This is a genomic window from Halorussus sp. MSC15.2, assembly GCF_010747475.1.
In the GTDB taxonomy this organism is placed as follows: Archaea; Halobacteriota; Halobacteria; order Halobacteriales; family Haladaptataceae; genus Halorussus.
Genome location: NZ_VSLZ01000001.1, coordinates 1,201,312 through 1,223,545 on the forward strand (window position 1 = coordinate 1,201,312; position 22,234 = coordinate 1,223,545).

Annotated in this window: 30 protein-coding genes and 1 pseudogene; 15 read left to right on the forward strand and 16 right to left on the reverse strand. The window is 65.5% G+C overall.

The window, feature by feature from the left end:
• The first annotated feature begins 11 nt into the window (after positions 1–11).
• Positions 12–425 (forward strand): hypothetical protein, encoded by a 414-nt coding sequence (locus FXF75_RS06245; RefSeq protein ID WP_163520751.1) that lies wholly within the window; start codon positions 12–14, stop codon positions 423–425.
• 39 nt (positions 426–464) lie between these two features.
• Here the strand turns inward: FXF75_RS06245 and moaC are convergent, their stop codons facing one another.
• Entirely contained in the window at positions 465–977 is a 513-nt protein-coding gene (moaC, locus tag FXF75_RS06250; protein ID WP_163520753.1) for a cyclic pyranopterin monophosphate synthase MoaC, read from the reverse strand.
• Entirely contained in the window at positions 970–2,421 is a 1,452-nt protein-coding gene (locus FXF75_RS06255; protein ID WP_163520755.1) for an NAD(P)H-hydrate dehydratase, read from the reverse strand. The genes moaC and FXF75_RS06255 overlap by 8 nt, the downstream gene beginning before the upstream one ends.
• 274 nt (positions 2,422–2,695) lie before the next feature.
• Between FXF75_RS06255 and FXF75_RS06260 the strand changes: the two genes are divergently transcribed.
• A complete protein-coding gene (locus FXF75_RS06260) occupies positions 2,696–3,724 on the forward strand; it encodes a hypothetical protein (protein ID WP_163520756.1) in 1,029 nt (342 codons plus the stop codon).
• 61 nt (positions 3,725–3,785) lie between these two features.
• Positions 3,786–4,052 carry an amphi-Trp domain-containing protein gene (locus tag FXF75_RS23265; RefSeq protein ID WP_163520757.1) on the forward strand — a complete coding sequence of 89 codons (267 nt, stop codon included), beginning with the start codon at positions 3,786–3,788 and terminating at the stop codon, positions 4,050–4,052.
• Here FXF75_RS23265 and FXF75_RS23270 read toward each other — a convergent pair.
• A complete protein-coding gene (locus tag FXF75_RS23270; protein WP_205427216.1) occupies positions 4,015–4,260 on the reverse strand; it encodes a hypothetical protein in 246 nt (81 codons plus the stop codon). The genes FXF75_RS23265 and FXF75_RS23270 overlap by 38 nt on opposite strands.
• On the opposite strand from FXF75_RS23270, the gene FXF75_RS23275 reads away from it, so the two are divergent.
• On the forward strand, positions 4,252–4,380 hold the full coding sequence (locus FXF75_RS23275) for a YegP family protein (protein ID WP_205427218.1): 129 nt from the start codon (positions 4,252–4,254) through the stop codon (positions 4,378–4,380). The two genes, FXF75_RS23270 and FXF75_RS23275, sit on opposite strands and share 9 nt — an antisense overlap.
• Here FXF75_RS23275 and FXF75_RS06275 read toward each other — a convergent pair.
• Both FXF75_RS06275 and FXF75_RS06280 read right to left on the reverse strand, forming a co-directional pair.
• Complete coding sequence (locus FXF75_RS06275) at positions 4,377–4,817, reverse strand: hypothetical protein (protein WP_163520759.1); 441 nt, start codon at positions 4,815–4,817, stop codon at positions 4,377–4,379. The genes FXF75_RS23275 and FXF75_RS06275 overlap by 4 nt on opposite strands.
• An 86-nt stretch (positions 4,818–4,903) precedes the next feature.
• Positions 4,904–5,200, reverse strand: a complete 297-nt coding sequence (locus tag FXF75_RS06280) for an acylphosphatase (protein ID WP_163520761.1) — start codon at positions 5,198–5,200, stop codon at positions 4,904–4,906.
• Between the two features lie 134 nt (positions 5,201–5,334).
• Here FXF75_RS06280 and FXF75_RS06285 point away from each other — a divergent pair, with 134 nt between their 5' ends.
• Positions 5,335–6,066 carry an SRPBCC family protein gene (locus FXF75_RS06285; protein WP_163520763.1) on the forward strand — a complete coding sequence of 244 codons (732 nt, stop codon included), beginning with the start codon at positions 5,335–5,337 and terminating at the stop codon, positions 6,064–6,066.
• 136 nt (positions 6,067–6,202) lie between these two features.
• On the opposite strand, the gene FXF75_RS06290 is transcribed toward FXF75_RS06285, so the two are convergent.
• The gene (locus tag FXF75_RS06290; protein ID WP_163520764.1) at positions 6,203–7,108 is read right to left on the reverse strand and encodes a DNA-3-methyladenine glycosylase; all 906 of its coding nucleotides are present in this window, start codon (positions 7,106–7,108) and stop codon (positions 6,203–6,205) included.
• Between the two features lie 86 nt (positions 7,109–7,194).
• Between FXF75_RS06290 and FXF75_RS06295 the strand changes: the two genes are divergently transcribed.
• Positions 7,195–7,644 (forward strand): DUF555 domain-containing protein, encoded by a 450-nt coding sequence (locus tag FXF75_RS06295; protein ID WP_163520766.1) that lies wholly within the window; start codon positions 7,195–7,197, stop codon positions 7,642–7,644.
• Positions 7,645–7,852: 208 nt separating this feature from the next.
• On the opposite strand, the gene FXF75_RS06300 is transcribed toward FXF75_RS06295, so the two are convergent.
• Positions 7,853–8,092 (reverse strand): UPF0058 family protein, encoded by a 240-nt coding sequence (locus tag FXF75_RS06300; protein ID WP_163520768.1) that lies wholly within the window; start codon positions 8,090–8,092, stop codon positions 7,853–7,855.
• 247 nt (positions 8,093–8,339) lie between these two features.
• Here FXF75_RS06300 and FXF75_RS06305 point away from each other — a divergent pair, with 247 nt between their 5' ends.
• Positions 8,340–8,747: a translation initiation factor IF-2 subunit beta gene (locus FXF75_RS06305; RefSeq protein WP_163520770.1), complete on the forward strand. Its 408-nt coding sequence runs from the start codon at positions 8,340–8,342 to the stop codon at positions 8,745–8,747.
• Here FXF75_RS06305 and FXF75_RS06310 read toward each other — a convergent pair whose 3' ends face one another.
• The gene (locus FXF75_RS06310; protein WP_163520772.1) at positions 8,748–8,927 is read right to left on the reverse strand and encodes a hypothetical protein; all 180 of its coding nucleotides are present in this window, start codon (positions 8,925–8,927) and stop codon (positions 8,748–8,750) included.
• A gap of 164 nt (positions 8,928–9,091) precedes the next feature.
• Here FXF75_RS06310 and FXF75_RS06315 point away from each other — a divergent pair.
• Together FXF75_RS06315 and FXF75_RS06320 are read left to right on the forward strand one after the other, a co-directional pair.
• Positions 9,092–10,320: pseudogene (locus tag FXF75_RS06315) on the forward strand (putative manganese transporter).
• A 55-nt stretch (positions 10,321–10,375) separates the two neighbouring features.
• A complete protein-coding gene (locus FXF75_RS06320; protein ID WP_163520773.1) occupies positions 10,376–11,146 on the forward strand; it encodes a hypothetical protein in 771 nt (256 codons plus the stop codon).
• Between the two features lie 94 nt (positions 11,147–11,240).
• On the opposite strand, the gene FXF75_RS06325 is transcribed toward FXF75_RS06320, so the two are convergent.
• Together FXF75_RS06325 and FXF75_RS06330 are read right to left on the reverse strand one after the other, a co-directional pair.
• Positions 11,241–11,750, reverse strand: coding sequence for a hypothetical protein (locus tag FXF75_RS06325; RefSeq protein WP_163520774.1), 510 nt, complete (start codon positions 11,748–11,750; stop codon positions 11,241–11,243).
• A gap of 150 nt (positions 11,751–11,900) precedes the next feature.
• Complete coding sequence (locus FXF75_RS06330; protein WP_163520776.1) at positions 11,901–12,185, reverse strand: DUF357 domain-containing protein; 285 nt, start codon at positions 12,183–12,185, stop codon at positions 11,901–11,903.
• Between the two features lie 143 nt (positions 12,186–12,328).
• On the opposite strand from FXF75_RS06330, the gene FXF75_RS06335 reads away from it, so the two are divergent.
• Together FXF75_RS06335 and FXF75_RS06340 are read left to right on the forward strand one after the other, a co-directional pair.
• Positions 12,329–12,709 (forward strand): hypothetical protein, encoded by a 381-nt coding sequence (locus tag FXF75_RS06335; RefSeq protein ID WP_163520778.1) that lies wholly within the window; start codon positions 12,329–12,331, stop codon positions 12,707–12,709.
• Between the two features lie 83 nt (positions 12,710–12,792).
• Positions 12,793–14,109, forward strand: coding sequence for an FAD-dependent oxidoreductase (locus tag FXF75_RS06340; RefSeq protein ID WP_163520780.1), 1,317 nt, complete (start codon positions 12,793–12,795; stop codon positions 14,107–14,109).
• Between the two features lie 9 nt (positions 14,110–14,118).
• On the opposite strand, the gene FXF75_RS06345 is transcribed toward FXF75_RS06340, so the two are convergent.
• A complete protein-coding gene (locus tag FXF75_RS06345) occupies positions 14,119–15,354 on the reverse strand; it encodes a hypothetical protein (RefSeq protein ID WP_163520782.1) in 1,236 nt (411 codons plus the stop codon).
• Between the two features lie 404 nt (positions 15,355–15,758).
• Here FXF75_RS06345 and FXF75_RS06350 point away from each other — a divergent pair, with 404 nt between their 5' ends.
• On the forward strand, positions 15,759–16,334 hold the full coding sequence (locus tag FXF75_RS06350; RefSeq protein ID WP_163520784.1) for a hypothetical protein: 576 nt from the start codon (positions 15,759–15,761) through the stop codon (positions 16,332–16,334).
• A gap of 396 nt (positions 16,335–16,730) precedes the next feature.
• Here FXF75_RS06350 and FXF75_RS06355 read toward each other — a convergent pair whose 3' ends face one another.
• The 3 genes from FXF75_RS06355 to FXF75_RS22450 form a co-directional block, all read right to left on the reverse strand.
• Positions 16,731–17,006 (reverse strand): hypothetical protein, encoded by a 276-nt coding sequence (locus FXF75_RS06355; protein WP_205427220.1) that lies wholly within the window; start codon positions 17,004–17,006, stop codon positions 16,731–16,733.
• 218 nt (positions 17,007–17,224) lie between these two features.
• Positions 17,225–18,715 (reverse strand): MATE family efflux transporter, encoded by a 1,491-nt coding sequence (locus tag FXF75_RS06360; protein WP_163520786.1) that lies wholly within the window; start codon positions 18,713–18,715, stop codon positions 17,225–17,227.
• On the reverse strand, positions 18,712–18,873 hold the full coding sequence (locus FXF75_RS22450; RefSeq protein ID WP_240334501.1) for a hypothetical protein: 162 nt from the start codon (positions 18,871–18,873) through the stop codon (positions 18,712–18,714). Before FXF75_RS22450 ends, FXF75_RS06360 begins: the two co-directional genes overlap by 4 nt.
• 144 nt (positions 18,874–19,017) lie before the next feature.
• Between FXF75_RS22450 and FXF75_RS06370 the strand changes: the two genes are divergently transcribed.
• Together FXF75_RS06370 and FXF75_RS06375 are read left to right on the forward strand one after the other, a co-directional pair.
• On the forward strand, positions 19,018–19,317 hold the full coding sequence (locus FXF75_RS06370; RefSeq protein WP_163520788.1) for a hypothetical protein: 300 nt from the start codon (positions 19,018–19,020) through the stop codon (positions 19,315–19,317).
• Between the two features lie 131 nt (positions 19,318–19,448).
• Positions 19,449–19,601 (forward strand): hypothetical protein, encoded by a 153-nt coding sequence (locus FXF75_RS06375; RefSeq protein ID WP_163520789.1) that lies wholly within the window; start codon positions 19,449–19,451, stop codon positions 19,599–19,601.
• Between the two features lie 21 nt (positions 19,602–19,622).
• On the opposite strand, the gene FXF75_RS06380 is transcribed toward FXF75_RS06375, so the two are convergent.
• Positions 19,623–20,285, reverse strand: coding sequence for a 2,5-diamino-6-(ribosylamino)-4(3H)-pyrimidinone 5'-phosphate reductase (locus tag FXF75_RS06380; RefSeq protein WP_163520790.1), 663 nt, complete (start codon positions 20,283–20,285; stop codon positions 19,623–19,625).
• Between the two features lie 107 nt (positions 20,286–20,392).
• The gene (locus FXF75_RS06385) at positions 20,393–20,767 is read right to left on the reverse strand and encodes a cyclic nucleotide-binding/CBS domain-containing protein (RefSeq protein ID WP_163520792.1); all 375 of its coding nucleotides are present in this window, start codon (positions 20,765–20,767) and stop codon (positions 20,393–20,395) included.
• Positions 20,768–20,937: 170 nt separating this feature from the next.
• Here FXF75_RS06385 and FXF75_RS23280 point away from each other — a divergent pair, with 170 nt between their 5' ends.
• A complete protein-coding gene (locus FXF75_RS23280) occupies positions 20,938–22,233 on the forward strand; it encodes an arylsulfotransferase family protein (protein WP_205427222.1) in 1,296 nt (431 codons plus the stop codon).
• The last annotated feature ends 1 nt before the right edge of the window (position 22,234 follow it).

Consider the following 22,234-nt stretch of genomic DNA (forward strand, 5'->3'; position numbering starts at 1 on the left):
TCTCACAGACGATGGCCCGCAAACGAACCCACACGCGTGTGGCGTGGTACAAGGTGTACCTCGCACTGACCGCGTTCTCCACCGGCCTGCTCGGACTGGTTCTATACGACGTGCCGCCGTTCGGGGGCCTGACGCCCGTCGCCGTCAGCGCGCTCATCGTCGCCCTATTCGCGGTGGCGAGCGTCGGTTACTGGTACGACGTGTCGCGCGGACGTCGGTCCGAGGAGACGCCGCCGAACTTCCTGCGGACGCTCGACGAGGAGGTGGACTACCGCGAGGAGGAGGACCGCGGTGAGGAGAGCGAGGAGGGGAACGGCGACGGACGCGGACCGAACGACGCTGACGGGTCGAACCCCGACGGCGGCGAAACTGACGGCGACGCTGACGAGTCGAACCCGGACGCCAACCAGACCGACGGTGACTGAAGCGGAACGACCGGCCGCGACGACCCGGCCGCCGGGCGACTACAGTTCGCGTTTCGTCTTCTCGACCACTCGCACGCGGTCGATGGACGTGTCGGGGTACTGGCCGTCGTCGTCCTTCTCGGCGGCCTTCACCATGTCCCAGACCACGTTCAGGCCGGTCGTCACCCCCTCCAGCGCCTCCATCTCGCACCCGGTCTTGCCGGTGGTCTCGACAGCGACTTCGAGGGTCACGCGGTCGGCGAACAGTTCGAAGTCGGTCTCGACGTTCGTGATGGGAATCTGGTGGCACATCGGGATGGTCTCCCACGTGTGCTTGACCGCCTGCACCGCGCCGACGCGGGCGGTGGCCAGCACGTCGCCCTTGCTCACGTCGTTGTCGCTGATGGCCTCGACCGTCTCGGGTTGGAGGTTGATTTCGCCCGCGGCGACCGCCCGGCGCGCCGTGTCGGGCTTGTCGCCCACGTCCACCATCTGGACCTCGCCCTCGTCGTCGGTGTGGGTCAACTCCGCATCGCGGGCCTCTCCGGTCTCCTCCTCGCCGTTCTCACTCATCGTCGTCACCCCACAGGGCGCGAGGGAGCGCGTCGAGCAGGTCCGACGCGAGCAGGCCGTCGTGGCGCTCGTGGTCCAACAGTTCGGCCGCCCGCCCGTTGGCGTACGCGGCCATGCAGGCCGACTGGAAGGGGTCGTGGGTCGCGAGCAGGCCCGCAGTCGTGCCCGCGAGCGTGTCGCCCGTGCCGCCGACGGTCATGCCGGGCGTCCCCGCCGTCGAGACACGAGTGCGCTCGCCGTCGGTGACGATGTCGTCGCTCGCCTTCGCCAGCACGACGTGACCTAACTCCTCGGCGAACGCCTCGATTTCGTCGGCGTGGTCGCGCAGAGCGTCGGCGCTCTCGACCTCCGGACCGCCCATCTTCGCCAGTTCCTTGCGGTTCGGCGTGCAGACGAGCGTCGCGTCGGTCTCGACCTCCGGTACCACGGGGAGCGCGTCGGCGTCCACGACCGCCCGGCCCGAGAACTCGGCGAGGAACCGGTTCGCCGCCTCCAGCGTCTCGTCGGCGTTCCCGAGACCGGGACCGAGAACGACCACGTCGTCGTAGCTCTCGGCGGTGTCCACGAGGTCGGGCACCTGCTCGGGAGAGAGGTGGTCGCCGTCGTACGACTGGACGATGAGGTCCTCGGCGTACCCCTGAATCTGGGGCGCGACCGGGTCGGGCGCGGCCACGAACGAGAGGTCCGCGCCGGTCCGGAGCGCGGCCTGGGCCGCGAGCGCCGGAGCACCGGTGTACGGGCCGCCGCCCACGACGTAGGTCCGGGCGTCTTCGGCCTTCGTCCCACTGCGGACCGGAAGCAGGTCGCCCGGTCCGACGAGTCGCTCGGCGGCCGCCGGGATGCCGATGTCGGCGACCGTCACCTCGGCGTCGAGCGAGTCGAGACCGGGTTTCGCGTCGTGGAACGTGACCACGCGGTCGGCCTCGACCGCGGTGGCTTCGGCGTCGGGTACCTCGCCGGTGTCGGCGTTCACGCCCGAGGGCACGTCAACCGAGACCACGGTCGCGTCCGCCTCGTTGATTCGCTCGGCGACGGTGGCCTCGGGTTCGCGGAGCGCGCCCGTGACGCCGGTGCCGAGCATGGCGTCCACCACCACGTCGCAGTCGGGCAGGTCGAAGTCGCGCGAGTCGCCGACCGCCTCCACGTCGTACTCGCCGCGTCGGAGGGCGTCCCAGTTCTCGCGGGCGATGTCGGTCGCTATCGTCTCCGCCCGACCGAGCAGGTGGACCGAGGTGTCGTACTCGCCCAGAAACCGGACTGCAACGAACGCGTCGCCGCCGTTGTTCCCGCGCCCGGCGACGACCGCCACGCGCGCTCCGGGGTCGGCGACCGCTCGCACCTCTCGGGCGACCGCGTTGCCGCTGGATTCCATCAACTGCTTTCGCGGCACGCCGAGGGCGGCCGCGTTCGCGTCCACCTGCGCCATCCGGTCTGCCGAAATCATATCGGGGCGTTGGTCGGCGAGCGCGTTAAGTCCTATCGTCGGCGCGCGCCGCCGGTCGCTCGGAGGCGAACGCCCACCGTACTCGACGCAGGCCGGGCGAAGTTCGAGGGCGTCGGCGAACGCAACACTACCGAGATACCAATCTACAGATTTTTATGAGGGATACAGAGATTTCTATAAGAATTGAACACCTGTCCGAACTCCCGTCTTCGAAGCACCCTAGCCAGCACCAATAAGGCACTCGCGGGCCGTGGTTCTCACGGGGAGAGTACTGATGTCCAATAACCGATACCGACAGGGAGGTCGAGAGGAGCGTCGCGACGAATCCACCCGACGAAGCGGCGACCAACGGGGCGAGGAGCGTCGAAGTCCCGAACGGGTCGAGTCCGACGTGAAACAGAAGCTTCAGGGGCAGGAGACCATCATCCCGGCCAGCGCCGAATCCGGGAGTAGCCAGTCTCAGCCCGGACAGGCGAGTCTCCGCTACGGCGGTGACTCGCGACGCGAGGGGGGACAGACCCAACAGACGGAGATACGTAGACAGGACGTGGCCCCCGGAGGAGACCAGCAGTCCCAGCAGCGTCAGCAGTCCCAGTCTGGACGACAGCCCCAGCAGAATCGGCAGCGTCGATACGGACAACAGACCGGCCGGGGCGACAGACAGACGGGTGGCGGCGGCCAGCAGACGCGGGGAAGCGACCAGCAGACGCAGGGGAGACGCCACAGCCTCCAGTTCGGCGGCGAGGCCCGCCACGAACAGAGTCACGCGAACAACCCGCACGGCGGGGAGCAGTTCTCCGGACAGGAGCGACACTCCGGACAGGCTGGCGGGTCCCACCGCCGCGACATGCCCGCAAAGATGCCCCAGCAGCGCCCCTCGCCCCAGCAGTCTCACCAGCAGACGCCGCCCAAGCAGCCCCACCAGCAACCGAGCGAACAGCCCGAACAATCGAGCGAACAGCCCGAACTACGGACCGCCCACCCCAGAGAGACCTACTCCCGTCGGTTAGAGGAGTCCCAGCAGCGCACCGAGCGAGGCCCCGGCGGCGAGCAGTGGGGGACCCAGTCGTCGTGGCAGGAGCGAAGCCAACTGGGGACCGAACGTCACGGGTCGCAGGGTCGGCAGTCCCGGAGCAGGGGTCAGCAGTCCCGGGGAAGCGGTCAGCAATCTCGATACGGAAAAGGGTACCAGCGGGGTCGCGGCCGACAGCAACGGGGCCGCGGCCAGCAACAGGGCCGCGACCAGCAGCAGGAACACGGCCACCAGCAGGGCGGCGAACGAACGTCGCGTCACCAGAACTGAGACGACGCCGCTCGCTGACTGATTCCAGCGTTTTACTACGCGGGGGGCCGTGAGTGGTAACGTGTCCGAAGAATACGCACTCGAACGGACGGCCGCCCGGGAAGACGTTGCGACGCTCCTCCGCGGAATCGCCGACGGCGTCGCCGCTGGCTCGATTCGCCTCGGCGACGAGGACGCCATCTCCGTCGCGGTTCCCGACGCGGTCGAACTGGAGGTAGAGTTCGAGACCGACGACGGCCGGAGTCTGGAGGTCGAACTGGAGTGGGACGAGGAGACCGCGGTCGAAGCGTTCACCGACGAGACTCCGGCGGCGCGCCGACGAAGGTGACCATTCTATCGCGGACGCTGCCGACACCGGCGACGGAGACGACTCGTCTCCTGACACCGATGCCGCTACCGCCGACGCCGATACCGCCATCGACGACGGAGACGAGACCGTCGAACTCCCGGTCGGGTCGGCCGAACCTCGGGAGAGTCTCGCCCGGTTCGAGGTGTTCGCCGACCGGGCGGACGAGTGGCGCTGGCGGTTGGTCCACCGGAACGGCAACGTCATCGCCACGAGCGGCGAAGGGTACACCCGCAAGCACAACGCTCTGAAGGGTCTGCGGAGCGTGATGACCAACGCCGCCGACGCGGAGACGGTCGAGGAGGACTAAACCGACCCGTCGGGTTCCCAGAGGATAGCCTCGTCGTCGTCCCTGCGCCCGGATTCGACCTCGAACTCGCCGTCGAGTTCCCACTCCTCGCACCGCCAGTCGTCGGTCGCGGCCTCCCAGACGAGTGCGACGACCTCGTCCTCGCTCTCGCGGGGGTAGTAGGCCGTCACGCGCTCTTCGAGGACCGTGACCACCGCCGCGTCGAGCAGGTCGTCCGCGCAGGGGGTGTCGGCGTTCGCCACCGGAATCCGGCCGACGAGGGCGTCGTCGTCCACCATCGAGTCGCGGGTGTTCGACTGCGGATTCACGACGGGGACGGCGACATGGAGGACGAGTTGCTCGCCGGGGTCGGTTCCCTCCCCTTCGGCCCCCTGCGGTAGCGATTCGGTCTCGGTACCTCGCACTTCGACGCCGACTTCTGGCGTGTTCTCGCGCATAGCTGACCGGGAGCAGTACGCGACTGACGCGGAAAGTCGTGCTGGCCCCGCCGGGTCCGGGTTCTGACTCGGTGTCGAGGGTGCTCTCAGCGCCGGATGCGGAACCCCTCTTCGCCCTCGGGGGCTTCGTACTCGACTTCCACGTCGTCCACGTCGGCGGCGGGACTCCCGGTGTGACACCACACGACCATCGACTCCACCGCGTCCTCCGGCCCCTCGAAGACGGCCTCCACACGGCCGTCGCTGAGGTTCTGAACCCACCCGTCCACGCCGCGCTCTCGGGCGGCGTCGCGGGTGTTCGCCCGGTAGTAGACGCCCTGTACCTTGCCGGAGACGAAGACGTGCGCTCGGGTTCGGTCGGCGCTCTCGGAGTCGCTCGACATGGTTCTACGTCCCGGTTCGACGTTCTGTCTTAAGGCGATTTGGATGGCCGACACTCGCGGCGGTACGGTGGTCGAGAGTCCGGGCACAAGATACAATGTTCAATCCCCCAAGCACTCTGTGGGGGAACTACTGCGTGACACAGAACGCGACCGGGGGACGTAACGCGAGTCGAGTCCGGCGGATGGCCGTCACGGCGCTCGGCGGAACGCTCGTGACCGTCGGACTTCGGAGACGCTCTCTCGGCGGGACGGCGCTCGCGCTCACCGGCGGGTGGCTGCTGTACCGAGGGGTCGGCGGACGCACCCGCCCGTCGGAGTCCGGCGGTGCGACTCCGGGGTCCGAAGACAGCGGGGTCGAGGCGGAGACCGATTCGGGCGCGACGGCGGTCGAACGGTCCGCTACCGTCCGGGAGTCGCCCGACGAACTCTACCGCTTCTGGCGGGACTCGGACCTGCTGACTCGCATCGTGGGCGGTTTCGCCGAGGTCACGCTGGCGGGCGAGGACCGTCACCGCTGGGTGGTCTCCGCACCGTTCGGCCGGAGCATCGAGTGGGAGACCGAGATGGTCGAGGACCGTCCCGGCGAGTTCCTGCGCTGGGAGTCCACCGAGGGCGCGCCGATACCCAACGAGGGGTCGGTGCGGTTCCGACCCGCTCCGGCCGACCGCGGGACCGAGGTGACGCTCACGCTGCGGTTCGACCCGCCGGGTGGCCGAGCCGGGCGCTCGGCGATGAACCTGCTGGGCGTCGTCCCCGAGACGCTGGCGAGCAAGATGCTCTATCGCTTCAAGAGCCTCGCCGAGACGGGCGAGATTCCCACGCTCGACCGCAATCCGTCGGGCCGGGGTAGCGGCGATTGGGTCTGAGGGTCTATTTCGGGACGACCACCTACGGGTGGGACGCCACCTCATCGACGGGGACGTTCGGTCGTGTACCACCCCTGAGGTCGGGACGCGGTCCCGGGGACCGGAGGGAGATTACCTCCGGGTCCGGTGGAAGTGGTTACCCACGGGTCCGGAGGTAGTGAAAGACGTAGGTCTGGGCGTAGCCCGCGAACTCGCCGCCGAACTCCTCGCGGAGCGCCCGGGAGGTCTCTGCGTACGACCCCTTCTCGCAGTGCGGATAGTGTTCGGCTATCGCGGTCTGAATCCACGTGTCGAGCGGAACCGCCTCCAGATAGCCCAGCGAGAACAACAGCACGCAGTCGGCCACCTTGTCGCCGACGCCGACGAACGCCTGCATCGCGTCACGGGCGTCCTCGTAGTCGAGACCCCGGACGTCGTCGGCCGTGGCCTCGCCGGAGGCGACCAGTTCCGCCGAGCGCCGGACGTAGGGCGCGCGGTAGCCGAGTCCCAACTCCCGGAGTTCGTCCTCGGTCGCTCGCGCGAGTCGCTCGGGCGTCGGGAACGCGTGGTAGGTCTCGCCGTCGAACTCGACGGTCTCGCCGAACTCCCGGGCGAGGGCGGTCTGCATCCCGTGGATGCGCCCGACTCGCATCTGGGCCGAGCAGATGAACGACACCAGACAGGGGAAGAAGGGGTCGTTCACGATTCGGAGTCCGGGGTACGTCTCCCGGGCGTCCGCGAGCAGGGGGTGGTCCGGGATTCGCTCGAAGATGGCGGGGAGGTCGTCGTCGAGTCGGAGTCGCTCCGCCACCAGCGACTCGGCGTCGAACGACGCCTCCCACTCCAGTCGGTCGTCGCGCTGGCGCACCCTCAGGACTTCCGACTCCCCGTCGGTGTGCCCGCCGACGACGGTGTGGTACCACGCCGACCCGCCGCTCGCGCCGCCGGTCTCGTAGGCGCGCCCGTCGTCGCGCCGCCAGAGGAAGGTCTGCCCGCTCTCCAACGTCGTCTGTACGTCGAGACCCCCCTCGAACTCGCCGATAGCTATCGAACCCGAGTTCATCGCCAGACCGAACGAGACCGGCCGGTGGAAGTCTTTCGTTTCGGGGCTAAACTTGATACTGTTGGCGCCACAACTTCTATGCGCCTATGAACTGCAGAGTTGTCGTGGAAGCCGCAGTCCCGGTCTACGACGTGGAGACTCCCGACGAGGCGGTTCGCATCGCCATCTCCAAGACCGGCGAGTTGCTCAACCCCGACCTCAACTACGTCGAAATCAACATGGGGAAACGGTCCTGTCCGCACTGCGGGGAGGAACTCGAACCGGCGTTCATCGCGGCCGACGAGAGCCTCGTCGCGCTCGAACTGGAGATGACGGTGTTCAACGTCGAGCGCGAGGAACACGCCTCGCGAATCGCTCGCAAGGAAATCGGCCAGCGCCTCGAGAACATTCCCCTGACCGTCCTCGAAGTCGAAGTCGTCGAGGAGAACGACGAAGACGGCGAGGACGTCGAGTCCGAGGAGGTCGAATCGGAGAGCCAGAGCGACCGCGACGAAGACGACGAAGTCCTCCCCGAGTTCGAGGACCTCATCGAGTGACCAACAACTCTGCCAGCCCTCCGCCCGCGGGCGGCGTGACGGGCACGTCTATCCTCCACGCGTAGCCGACACTCGTTCTGCCGTCTCTGCGTTCCGTTCCGAAACGTTCCCGTAGCGGTGCTCTTCAAGTACTATCCAGAGAACCGTTGCAGAACACAGCAACCGCTATCGGGTCGTATCGACGATTCGAGGAAGCGTCGTCCGCAGTTCAGTCGGCCTTGGCGGCGACCTTCTCGTCCGCCTCGGCTTCGTTCATTTCGGAAGTTATCGCGTTTGCCATGGCGAAGACCGCTGCTTTGTGGTCCGTTTTGGACTTGTGAATGGATGTTGGTCGTACACCAAGGGAGTCGTACTCTGAAAGGTCTACTTCGGTGCTGTTCTCCTCCTCGAAATAGTTTCCAACCTCCGCAAGCAGCCCGTGAAGGTGGATGAGTTCCTGCTTCTTCATAACCAAACGAGGCTAACAGTTGCAGGGTTATAGTATTATCTTGAGTCCCGTTAACACGGAGTACGGATTTCCCCTCCCAAGGAGGCCATAATCCGACCTGAGAGCGCGTAATACGGTATTTCGAAACTGTTTCGAACTGTTGCATCCGTCACGCTGTGAACCGACCCGGATTCGGGACCGCCTCCCGAGCAGTGGCGTTTCTGTGAGTCTGAAAGATTTTTATCCGAACGCGCACCTTTAGATAGCTATGGAGAGTTACGACGAACACCTCGACCGGGCGATAGACGAGACGCCCGAAATCGACGATAACGAGGCCCGATTCGACGTTCCAGACGCCGACGTGCGCCAGGAGGGGAACGTAACCGTCTACGAGAACTTCCAGAACACCCTCGACGCGCTCGGTCGGGACGAGGACCACGTCCTGAAGTTCTTGCAGGACGAACTCGGCACGAGCGCACACATCGACGAGAGCGGCCGTGCGCGCCTGACCGGCGAGTTCAGTTCCGGCCGCATCGAGGACGCCATCGAGGAGTACACCGAGACGTACGTCCTCTGTTCGGAGTGTGGACTTCCCGATACGCGTCTCGAACGAGAACAGGGTGCGCTGTTGTTGCGGTGCGAAGCGTGCGGCGCGCGCTCCGCGACCAGCAGCTAACTACTGAAACTGTTTTAGCGTCTCGAGGTCCTGCTCGGTCCGCGTGAACTCCGCGGTCCGGCGACTGGCGTGGCAGTTCGGACAGTTGAACACCTCGTCGTGGGGCGGCAAGTCGTCGGGCGATTCTTCCCAGTCCTTGCCACACTCGGGGCAGACCAGTCGCACGTACGTTTCGTTCATACAAAGAACCATGCGCGTGGCTGATAGAAAAAAGTTGCCGCAACTTCTCAGTCGTGACGAACGAGCAGAGCCGTAAACACTATGTTTACAGGTGCTAATCTAGAATTTAGATATGTCTAAACTACTGTCGGCGAGACGACTCCCGGTACCGGAGGACGGCTGAGATGGCCGAAATCGCGGAGATATTCGTGGCGTCGGTCCGTGACGGATACGTGCAGGTCAGCGCGTTCGTCGCGTTGACGGTCCTGCTGTTCGGTCTCGTCCAGTACAGGACCGTGGTGCGTTGGTCGAACGACTCGGCGAGAGCGAGCGCGCTCAACCCCTCGTGGGCGCGGCGATGGGTCTGACACCCGGTTGCGGCGGAGCCATCGTGATGATGCCACTCTACGTCCGCGGGACGGTCAGTTTCGGTACCGTCGTCGCCACGCTCGTCGCCACCGCGGGCGACTCGGCGTTCGTGATTCTGGCGCTCGCGCCCAAGGCGGCGGTCTACGCCTACGGTCTCGCGTTCGGCGTCGCCGTCGTCACAGGCTACGTCGTCGACCGATTCGGCGTCGGCGTCGGCCGTGTGGACGCCGCAGTCCGCAGAATCGACCGGACCGCGACCGACGGCGGGGCGGTGGCTCCCGCGACGGTCGCGACTGGACCCCACGACTACGCCGAGGGGGACTGTGCGGCTCCTGAGGCCGATGGTTGCCCGGCCCGTGACCACTCGCCTGCGCGCGAATCGCCGGTCCTAATACCCCTCTCGCACGCCGCCCACGCGGTCTGGTGGCTGGCCGCCGTCGCGGCGTTCGGTCTCGGCGTCACGTACCTCTTCGCCGGCGCTCCCGAGGTACCGCTCGAAGTCGGTGCCTCGTTCGCTGGTCTGTTCACGGTCGTCGGCGTCACCGGGACCGCACTCTCGTTCTACCTCTACTTCGTCGGTCGCAGGTACCTCGGTGACGGGCAGGTCGGTCGCGCCCGCGAATCGTTCGAGGGAATCTACGACGCGCTGGTCCACGCCGCGATGGAGACGAGTTTCGTCACCGTCTGGGTGTTAGCGGCGTACCTGCTCTACGAGTACGGCGTCCTCGCGCTCGGCGTGGACGTGGGTGCGCTCGCCGCGGCCGCGGGGCTACTCGCCCCCGTCGCGGGCGCACTCGTGGGACTGATTCCGGGGTGCGGTCCCCAAATCGTCCTCGCTGGCGTGTACGCCGAGGGGGCGATTCCCTTCTCGGCGCTGACCGCCAACGCCATCAGTCAGGACGGCGACGCGCTGTTCCCGCTACTCGCGGTCGATAGAACTGCGGCCGTGGTCGCCTCCATCTACACCACGATTCCCGCCCTCGTCGTCGGCGTCGCGCTCCACCTGCTGTTCGGGCCGATGTTCGGCTTCGGGACGCTTGGATAGTCAGCCAGCACCTCTAAGGCGACTCTCGGTCAACCTGTCGTCGGGGGTTTCGAACATGGCTAATCCGCACGAGATACAGGGACGACGCGAGGAGGCGAATCAGGACGGTCTCCACGAGAGCAGAGAGAGTAGTCATCAGGACTGGACCGACCTCGACCGCGAGGAGGGCGGTGAGCAACATCACCACCACCATCACCACCACCACGGCGGTGAGAGCCAGCAGTCCGACCCCGACTACGAGCAGAAAGCCGAGGAGGCGCTCTCGCGAATCCGAGGTAACGAGGGCCGCGGGAGCGGCCGGAGCGACCGCCAGCGCGGCGGCACGGCCAGCCAGCAGGGTCACGACTTCGGCGAGAACGAGAGCGGACACACCGACCGACACGGGAGTCGAGGCGCGAACGACCTCGGGACGTCACGAAGCCCGCGAATCGAAAGCGTGGGGTCGAGCGGCCACGGCGAGCAGAGCGGGACGGAGCAACACCGCGGCAGTCACCGCGAACAGGGCCGACAGCAGAGCGACGACCGACGATACGGCCAGCGGCGCCAGCAGCGGGGACGCGAAGGTGCCGAACACGGGACCGCGCACGAGGGAAGCCAGCGCGGGAGCCACCGCGAAGAGGGACTCGCCGGGCGAATGATGGGTCAGCGCGGCGAACAGACCCACCACTCAGACCCGAGCGACTCGACGTTCCGCGACCAGACGTCCGGCGAACGAGAACACCGTCACGGCGGCGAGCGCGGAACGAGCGAGCGCGACCGCCGGTTCGGAAGCCGTCGCGGTCACGGAAGCGAGCGCCACACCGGCGACCGCCACTCCTCGCACTGAGCGAGTCGAAACGGTCGGACGGGATTCGAAGCGGACCGTCCGCCGATAGTGAGCATCCCTTTTCTTTCGAGCGACGATTCCGACGAGCGTCGCGTCAGTAGGGACCCCCACCGCCACCGCCGCCGTCCTCGGTCGTGGTCGTGCCCGTAGTCGTCGTTCCGGCCAGTGAGACCTGCCCCTGCATGCGCTGGGGGTGGTACTCGCAGTCGTAGCGAGCGAGTCGGTCGGTGGCTTCGAGGACCAGCGACCGACGCGCGCCGACTTCGGCGGCCGATTCGGTCGCCGCGACCACCTGCCCGTCGGCGTCGAAGACGCGGAGTTCGTGTTCCACACCGTCGAGGTTGACCCAGACGACTTCGTAGACGGTTCCCGGGTGCACGGTCAGCGTCGGGTTCTCCCGCCCCTGAATCCTAGACGGCGCGAGTCCGTACCAGTACTCGACCTGTCCGCCGAGGACGATGGTCTCGTCCGGTTCCTGCGCAGTCGTCGTCTCGCGCGCCGTCTCGGTCTCCTGTCGGTTGTCGCTCGCACCCGCACACCCCGCAATCGAACCCGCGACGCCGATTGCCGAGGCCCGCAGGAACGCTCTCCGCTCGAGTTCCATGGTACCATATACCACGAAACGTGACTAATCGATTTTCCAAACTTTGCGTCACGTTTCGGCCAAATTCACACCGTTCCGTCTCGGAGAGTTACGTTTCGACGCTCGTCCGGGTATCTCTCGGAAGAGCGGCGACAGTCCGCTCCGGTGGAATCAGACGGTGAACAGGTGGCCCTCGCGGGGGACGTCGAACAGACCGACTCGCGCCCCGGCGTCGAGCCACGCGTGTCCGTAGGAGAACGACGCCAGCGCGTTCACGAGGTCGCCGTCTTCCCTAAAGTGGCGGCCGTCTTCGAGGTAGGACGTCGCCATCTCCAGACACTCCGCCGCGGCCTCACCCATCGGTGTCTCCTCTGGCGGGGCGATTTCGGCGGCGTCGAGGGCCTCGGCGAGCAGCCCCTCGTAGCGGTCGGTCTTCTCTTCGAGGTCGGCGGGCATACTCGCTGTAGGCCGAAACGCGAGGTAAAGACTTCGACCTCCGTCGAAACTGTCCGTTGCCGCCACCGGCACCCGTGTTTGTTGTTCGTGGAGCGCAAACTCGGAGGAGTGAGATATTTGTGTCATCCGAGAGAAACGATTCCGTGGCCCGAACCGAACGACTCGGCGAGTTCGCCCGCCGGATTCAGACGCACGTGCTGGTTCTGCTGGTCGTCCTCGTACCGTTCGCTCCCTTCTGGTATCTCGTCTCGACGACCGACGGGTCGCTCACGGTTTCGGGTATCGCAGTAGCCGTGAGTTCCGGGACGGTGCTTCTCTCCGCCGGGGCGCATCTCGTCGCCAAGTACACGAGTAAGTCGGCCACGGCCATCCTCGTGTTCGACGGAGTTCCGCTCGGGTTCAACGCGGGTTCCTCGCTGAGTGATTGGGCAGGTTTCTCGGAGGACATCTCGGTAGTCGTCGGACTCGCGAGCGCACTCGTCCTGACTCTCGGTCTTCTCGACTACCACGACGGGACCGCGTGACTGTCCGACCGCTATCGGTCTCGATACCGGAAAGCCGACGGGACAACACAAGCTAAATACGCCCCCCATAACAATATTGTACCATGAGCGAACACCCGCGAGTCGAAATTTACACGAAAGAGGATTGTTCCTACTGTGAGAAGGTGAAAGACCTCTTCGACTCCAAGGACGTCGAGTACGAGACCTACAACGTGACCGGCGACGAAGACCTGTTCGAGGAGATGGTCGAACGGGCCGACGGCCGGAAGACCGCCCCCGAAGTGTTCATCGACGACGAACTCATCGGCGGGTTCGACGACACGCAGGCGCTCGACGAGACGGGCGAACTGGACGAGAAGTTAGGTATCGCGAACGCCGACACCGGGACCGAACACCGCAAACTTATCATCTCCGGTAGCGGTATCGCGGGCCTGACCGCGGCCATCTACGCCGCGCGGTCGAACAACGACCCCCTCGTGCTGGAAGGCGACGAACCCGGCGGCCAGTTGACCCTCACCACCGACGTGGAGAACTACCCCGGGTTCCCCGAGGGAATCAGCGGCCCGGACCTCATCAACAACATGAAAGAACAGGCCGAGCGCTTCGGGGCCGAAATCAGGAACGGCGTCATCGAGGACGTGGACGACTCCTCGCGGCCCTACCGCGTCGAACTCTCGAACGGTGACGTCTACACTACCGAGGCGTTCATCGCCGCCTCAGGCGCGAGCGCCCGGACGCTCGGCGTCCCCGGCGAGGACGACCTGATGGGCTACGGCGTCTCGACCTGCGCGACGTGCGACGGGGCGTTCTTCCGCGACGAGGAGATGCTGGTCGTCGGCGGGGGCGACGCCGCGATGGAGGAGGCCAACTTCCTCACCAAGTTCGCCTCGAAGGTGTATCTGGTCCACCGGCGTGAGAAGTTCCGCGCCGAGGACTACTGGATAGACCGCGTGCAGGAGAAGGTCGAAGAGGGCGACATCGAAATCGTCCGGAACGCCGAACTGACGGAGGTTCACGGGTCGGTCGAAGACGGCGTCGATTACGCCGAACTCGTCCGCCATCCCGAGGGCTACCCGACGGACAAACTCGACGACCCCGAGACCGAGACGTTCGAGATGGACGTCGGCGCGGTGTTCCTCGCCATCGGTCACACGCCGAACACCGACTACCTCGAAGGGACCGACGTCGAGATGGACGAGGCGGGCTACATCCAGACCGAGGGCGGCACGGGCGGCGGCCAGACCGAAACCGGCGTGCCGGGCATCTTCGGCGCTGGCGACGTGGTGGACTACCACTACCAGCAGGCCGTGACCGCCGCGGGGATGGGTTGTAAAGCCGCGCTGGACGCCGACGATTACCTCGAAACCCTCGAAATCGAGGCCGAATCGGGTGCGACCGAGGCGGCCGCGAGCGACGACTGAACCGTCACCTCACCCCTCGGTGGTCGTCGCGTTCGTCGCCGTCTCGTTGACGTCGATGACGGCGATGGCGTTGACCGCCTCCTTCGAATCCACTTTCGTGTACGGCCCGTCGGCGGTCCGGTTCGAGGTCACGAAGTCGAACTCCTGATTATCGTTCGAGTCGCGGTACGCGATACTGACGAGTCGCTGGGACTGGTTCAGCGGTTGGGCGAGTTCCACCGTGACGTTCCGGTGGGTCCCCGGTTCCAGATAGTCCGAGACTCCGACGATACTCTCGACGACCTCTCCTTCGATGACGCCGGTATCGTGAACGACGACGAACCCGCCGTCGGGAACGGTCACGGACTGCACGGTGACCGTACTACCGTTCGAGTTCTGTCGCTCGAACGTGAGGTGCGCCGTCCTGGCCTCTGCCTGCGTTGTCGTTGCGGTGGGCGTCGCGTTCTCTGTCACCGTGGCGGTGGCAGTCTCGGTTGCGGTGGGCGTGGCAGTCTCGGTTGTAGTGGGCGTAGCGGTTTCGGTTTGGGTTACCGTGGTCTCCGTCGTGGTGACCTCCGCTCGTGCAGTGGCCGTCGCGTTCTCAGTCGTGGTGGTCGTGGTGGTCTCCGTCTCGGTGACCGTCGTGGTCTCCTCCGCGGTGGTTACCGTCTCGGTCGCCGTGACTTCCGCCTGAACCGTCTCCTCCGTCGTCGTGGCCTGTGTCGTCGCGGCCGTCGTCGTGTTCTCGACCGTCGTCGCGGTCGGCGTAACGTTCTGGACTGTCGTAGTGGTCTCGGTCGTCGTTGTATCGGCCGTCGCTTCGACCAGCGTCAGGTTCGCAGTCGCCGCCGCGCTCTCGGTGAACACGCCGTGGACGAACGTCCCTGTGGGGAACCCTTCGGTATCCTCCTCCGTGACGTTGAAGACCACGGTCTGGGTACCGTTCGTCGGAATCTGGACCAGTTGCGCCGCGATGACGTTCCCGGCTATCTGGTAGCTGACCCGGTTCGTGACCGTCTCACCGGCTCGATTCTCGACGGTCGCGGAGACGGTGTAGTTCGTCCCCACACGCACTCGTTCGGGTGCAGTGAGATTCTGAATCGTGACGTTGGCCTGCTGGTTCACCGTCGCCGTCGTCGTTTCCTGCAACGCGGTCGCGTCGTCCGAGGTCGTCGCCTGCGTCGTGACCGCTCCTGCTCCGACGACGAGCAGCGCAGCGACGAGTAGCGTCACCGTCGTGTGTCGCCGCTCGCTTTTCGATGACATTACGACACCACCTCAAAACGCGGTGTTTCTTTGAGAGACATCGGGCGAAGTGTGCGATTCCACTCCGTATCGAGAGATATAGACGCACGACCGTTCACGCCGTTATTACCGCACTAGCGCGTTGCTGACGCGGTACAACGCCCAGTAATCGCCTCGCTCTGTCGGAAACCCTCCAGTGAAACGCCGCCGTCGATGCTAGACCTTGCCTATCCCTCTCGGCCCCCTGCCCGGTGTGGCGACGCACCACCGTATCGTAGGTTGCGTATCGTCAACGGTGGGATAGAGATAAGTAACGAATAATACAGAATGAGTGGAGATTGTACTATAGATTAGATTCGGTACAATAATCCGTTGCGAACAGAACGGTCTTCCTTTTTTTATGGAGCTGTCACTCCCATTGACGGATGCCCCGATTCGGTGGGGCAGAGGGAGAGAACTATGACACGAGAAAACGACGTAGAAGAAACCGACGATTCGCGGCGTTCGTTCATGAAGAAGGGGGCGCTCGCGTCGAGTGCGTCGCGCTCGGACTGGCGAGCAGTGGGAGCGTCGCCGGGGACACCACCGAAGCACAACTGCAACAGACCCAGCCACAGGACGGTCTGCAGGCGCTGGTGTTCGTGGACGACTACAAGCCGACCGTCCCGTTCCAAGTAGTGAGCCGGATTCAACAACCGACCGTTGGCCAGATACTCGGCTACGTGAATCCGGCGAATCCGCAGCAAGGTGGTGGTGCGGTCGTCGACCCCGACGACTGGAACGGCTACCTCATCAACTACCAAGGGTGCGGTCCCGGTAACTACGAACTCATCTTCGTGCGTGAGGGGTCGCTCCAGCAGGGGACGACCTACTCGTTCTCCACCAACGCCGTCTACTTCAGCAACCAGCTTCAACTCCTCGAATCGACGATACAGCAGGGCGGCGGCGGTGGCGGCGGTGGCGGCGGCGGTGGTGGTACAAACGCTACCGACCCGTCATGAACGACACTAGCGGCAAGAAGAAGGCGCTCGCTGCCGCCGGTCTCGCGTTGGGACTGGCGGGCACCGGGAGCGTCGCGGGGGACACGATGAAACAACAACAACAGACGCAGCCACAAGACGGACTCCAAGCACTGGTGTTCGTGTCCGATTACCAGCCGAGCGTCGGGTTCCAAGCGGTGAGCCGAATCCAGCAACCGACGGTCAATCAGATTCTCGGCTACGTGAATCCGGCCAACCCGAACCAGGGAGACGGTGCGGTCGTGGACCCCACGGACTGGAACGGCTACATCATGAACTATCAGGGGTGCGGACCGGGTAACTACAATCTCGTCTTCCTGCGTGAGGGGACGCTTCAGCAGGGCCAGACCTACTCGTTCACCACCGACGCCATCTTCTTCAGCAACCGACTCCAACTCCTCGAATCGGAGATACAGCGAGGTGCTGGAGCGCGGCCGGACAAGGAACGGAGGGTGCAGGCCAGACCCAAACCGAGACGACGACCACGACTGAAGAGACGACGACCACGACAGAGGGAACGACTACGACGACGGAGACGACGACCACGACGACGGAAGGAACAACAACGACGACCGAAGGAACGACAACGACGACCACGACCGAAGGGACGACTACGACGACGACAGAAGGAACGACAACGACCCCGCCGGACACGACTACCGAGACCCCGACGACGACCGAACAGGTCATCGTCAACGCGACCGAGACGGAAGACGGCGGGTAGGACCCTGTGCCGACTCAGAGTCGGCACAGGACCACCGAGGCACGAGTGGGATAGTAGACGCTTTTAGCCAACCAGTACTCCGAACTCTTTCTGAGTTCGATATCCGCAAATTCCAACAGGAACGCTCGCGAGCGCGACCGATACCGGGTCAGTCGTCCGAAATCGCCGTCTCACTGTCCTCCATATCGACGGGACCCGGGCCGGGCGTCCCGCGAACGTCACCCTCGCGCCACGTGTCCCGGGAGAACCACGCCCACGCGATGAGCGCGCCGGCCACGTTCGAGACGAAGAACGCCACCCAGATGCCGCGAACGCCGAAGATGGCCCCTTCCGGGACGAACGGAATCGAGAGGCGGAACTGGGAGGCGACGTACGCGACCGGCAGGCGAATCCCGGCGAGCGTGGTGATGGAGATGGCGGCCGCTACCAGCGTCTTGCCCGCGCCGCGGAACCCGCCGGTGAACGCCCGCATGACTCCGATGAAACCGAACGAGAGCGCGACGTATCGAAGGAACGTCGCGCCCTCTTCGAGGACGGCGGGGTCGTCGGTGAACACCGCCACGATAGGCGTCGGAACGAGGAAGATGAGGACGCCCAGCACCGCGAGAACGACGAACAGGCCCTTGGCGGCGACGTAGTTCGCCTTCGCCGCGCGGTCGGGTTTCCCCGCGCCGATGTTCTGTCCGGTCATCGTCTCGACGCCTCGCGCGACCGCAATCGCCGGGAGGAAGATGACCGAGAACACTCGCGTCCCGATGCCGTAGGCCGCGACGACGGTCGTCGGGAACAGGCCGACGATGAGCAACAGCGCGTTGATGGAGAGCGCGCGCCCGGTCCCTTCGACGCTCGCGGGGATTCCGATTTGGAGAATCTTCCGCAGATACTGGAAGTCCGGGCGCATGTCATCTAGATTGATTTCGATTCCGCGGGACCCCGAGAGCATGATGCCGAGTCCGACGAGCATCGCCACGCTCCGGGAGAACACCGTCGCGATGGCCGCCCCTTGGATGCCGAGTTCGGGAAAGCCGACGGTCCCGACGAGCGGCGCGTTCCGGACCACCGTCCACCCGTTGATGAGGAACGGGTCGAGGACGACGTTCAGGACGACCGTTCCGGCCATCACGAACATCGGCGTGAGCGTGTCACCGGCACCGCGCATCAGCGAGATGAACACGAAGAAGCCGAACATGAACGGGAGTCCGAGCGCGATGACCTGCATGTAGGCCGTCGCGCCGGGAAGCACCGCCGGGGAAGCCCCGAGGAAGTCGAGGAACGGCCGGACGAAGGGATAGCCGACCGCCCCGAGTATCACCGACGCGATGAACGCGAAGGAGACGGTCTGGGAGGCGGCGTACTCGGCTTCCTCGGTCTCGTCGGCCCCGGTGTGCTGGGCCACGAGGACGCTCCCTGCGACGGACAGGCCCATCCCCAGCGAGATGAGCAGGAACACCATCGGGAAGCCGAAACTAATCGCGGCCAGCGCCTCGGTGGAGTACTGGCCGAGCCAGAAGGTGTCCGCGAGGTTGTAGGCCGTCTGCATCAAGTTCGTGATGACGATGGGCAGCGAGAGGAAGACGAGCGGCTTGACGATGCCGCCCTCGGTGAGGTCGAGTTCCTCTTGCCCCTCGAAGAAACTCACGCGACCACCTCCGGATTTCCGTCGAAACGGTCGCGGGTGGTCGCCTTCGAGAGCGGCGATTCGTTCGCTACTCGTTGCATCGTCGGGTCGGCGTGGCCGTACTCGCAGAGGGCGGGGTACGTCGCCTCCGTCGTCCGTTCGGAAATCTCTGCGTCCATTCTCTACCGAAACTTACTGAACAGTCAGTCAAAAGCGTTACGAACCGAAACATATCCCGTCCTCGCGACGGGGCGTTCCGGGTCGTTCTCCGTGTTCGGTCCAACATCCGCACTTCTTTACGTCCGCCCGGGGAACGTGAGGGTATGACGGACACCGACGTCGAGACCGTGACGTACACCATCGAATCACCGGACGGCGACGCCGAAGAACTGACGCTCCCGACCGGAATCGTGGACGCGCTCCGCGAGGACGACTCCGAAACCGCGCCGGAAGTGCTCGGCGACCTGACGATGCTCTCGTTCGCACAGCAGGCCCACGCACTCGTCCACCACGCGCACGAGGACCCCGACGAGGAGGTACTGGCCAACGAGGAGAAGACGATGGAACTGTTCGAAGAGCGATTCGGCCAGACGTTCGGCGAGATGACCGGCCACTCCCACTGAGTGGCTCCTCTCGCCGACCGACTCCTTCCATCTTTTTCGCCGACCGTACCGCCCGCAGTCAAAAATGCACCGTTATAGCAGGGGATAGTAACTCACCGGACGCCTTCGAAACGACCGCCCGAGTGACAGCTATGGGCGAAGAAGAAACTCGGATGCGCGTGTCCTGTCGGGACTGTCCCTTCGAGAAGGTCGTCAGCGTCGGCGACGAGCGACCCGCGGACGTTCTCATCGACCACGGTCAGCGAACCGGCCACACGCTGTCTATCGAACGAATCGAGAAGTGACCTCCGTCAGTCACCCAGTTTTCAGACCACGGCGTACCGCAGCAACACGCCGTCGTCGATTCGCGACACGTCGTCCAGTTCCAACTCCGGGAACTCGGCGACGAACCCCTCGCCGTCGGCCAGCGTGGGGGCGTCCCTGCCGCCGACGAGTTGGGACCCCACGTACACTCGGAGTTCGTCCACGAGGCCGTCCTCGAACAGCGAGAAGATGAGTTCGCCCCCGCCCTCAACCATCAACTGCTCGACGCCCTCGCGTTCGAGCGACGAGAGCGCGCTGGAGAGGTCCACGCGTTCGTCGCCCGCGGTGACGAGTCGGGCGCCCGCGGTCTCCAGCGCCTCGATTCGGTCTGCGGGCGCGGACTCCGCGACGAGGACGTAGGTCGTGGCGGCGTCGTCCAGAATCCGAGCGTCGGTCGGGGTCCGCGCCCGCGAGTCGGCGACTACCCGCAGGGGATGGGCCGACTCGCTCCGCTCTCGACGGGCGGTCTGTCGCTCGGGGTCGTCGAGCGTGAGGTGCGGGTCGTCGGCCAGCACCGTGCCCACGCCGACCATCACTGCGTCGCTCCCCGCCCGGAGCGCGTCCACCCGGTCGAAGTCGTCCGGGCCGCTGATGGCTATCTGTTCCCGACGCTTCGAGGAGAGTTTCCCGTCGGCGCTCATCGCGGCGTTGACGACCACGCGCATACCCGGAGTTGTCGTCCGGACGGAAAACCGCTTTCGGTGGCCCGCGAGACGTGGCGGGTGTACCGGCTGTCGCGGCTACGTCTCGTAGCCGGTGCCGTCCGTCTCGGCTACGAGAGGTGGGCGGTGACGTCGGTCGATGAGACCATCCCGACGTAGTCGTCGTCCACGACCGGGAGGTGTTTGATGCCGTAGGTGGTCATCATCGCGGCCACCTCCTCCATGTAGAGGTCGGGCGTGGCGGTCTCGACGTCGGTGGTCATCACGTCGGAGACCTGCAACTCCGAGGTGTCGCGTCCGTCGGCGACGGCGTCGAGTACGTCGGTACTGCTGATTATCGCCCGCGGCGTGGTCGTGACGACCAGCGCGCTGATGTCCTTCTCTCGCATCCGCTCGGCCGCCTCCATCACGGTCGCGTCCTTCGAAATCGTCTCCAACGGCGCGGACATCACGTCCTCGACGGTCGGTCTGTCAGTAGTGGTCATACGTCTAGGAACAGAGCCACCGGTTTGATATTTTCCCTCGAACCCTCGAGTTCCCTCGCTCCCATCGCCTCCACTTCGGCACCACCGATACCCCGTCGCGCTCCCGGTCGATTTATGTCTAAGAGCGTGTAGTTCAGGACGTGCGCCGCTACCGCGTCGCTTTCGCTCTGGTGGTCGTTCTCTGTGCCAGCACGCTCGGCTATAGCTACGTTTCCTCGCCGGCCAACGCCGCAGTGACGACCTACGAGCGACAGGCCGAACTCCCGGCGGAGGAACGCGCGTCGGTCGTCGCGCCCACCGGGAACGTCACGGTCGTCGCCGGTCACGGGATGAAGGGCGAATTGGCCGCACTGGTCGCGTTCGGTCCCGGTGGGAAAGTCCTCTACCACAACGACTCGTACCACGGCTACTTCGACGTGGACCCCGTCGAGGGAACCCGGAGGACCGTCGAGTACGTCGCCGAACACGACTACGACGGCGGCGACTGCGAGGGGAAGTGTACCGTCTCCGTGGTCGAGCGCGTCAACCTCACGACCGGCGAAATCGAGCGCGTCTACTCCCGAATCATCCCGCAGGACCGCGGGGCCAACTGGCACGACGTGGACCGCCTCGACGAGAGCCACCTGCTGGTCGGGGCCATCAACACCGACGAGATGTACGTCGTCAACACCACGACCGGAACGACGACGTGGGAGTGGTCCACCAAGCAGTCCTACCCCATCGCGGGCGGCGGTCCCTACCCGGCCGACTGGGCACACCTCAACGACGTGGAGAGACTCCGGGACGGCCGTCTCATGACCAGCCTCCGGAATCAGGACTCGGTGGTCTTCGTGGACCCCGAGACGGGCGTGCAGGAGAACTGGACGCTCGGCGCTGACGGTGCCCACGGCGTCCTCTACGAGCAGCACAACCCCGATTACATCCCCGAGTCCGAGGGCGGGCCGGCGGTCGTGGTCGCCGACTCGCTCAACGACCGCGTCGTCGAGTACCAGCGAGCGGGAGGCGAGTGGAAGCGAACGTGGGTCTGGTCCGACGAGCGGATGAAGTGGCCTCGCGACGCCGACCGCCTCCCTGACGGGAACACGCTAATCGCCGACACGAACGCTCACCGCGTGCTGGAGGTTAATCCGCGGGGCGACGTGGTCTGGAGCGCCCCCTTCTACGCGCCCTACGAACTCGAACGCCTCGGCACGGGCGACGAGAGCGCGGGCGGCCCCGCGGCCGCGCGGGCCGACCTCCAATCGCAGGGAGTGAACGGGACCGACCGGTCTCCGACGACCTCCGTCGCCGGATTCTCGCCCCGGAAAGTCACGAACAGCATCTCGTTCGTCCTCCCCATTTGGATGGGGTTCGCCGACGCCGCGGCCGCACTGATTCTGGTCCTGACCGTGCTGGTGTGGGCGGTCGTGGAGTACCGTAACTCCGCGCTGTCGGTGTCGTTCCGGTGGCCGATTCGACTCCGGTGAC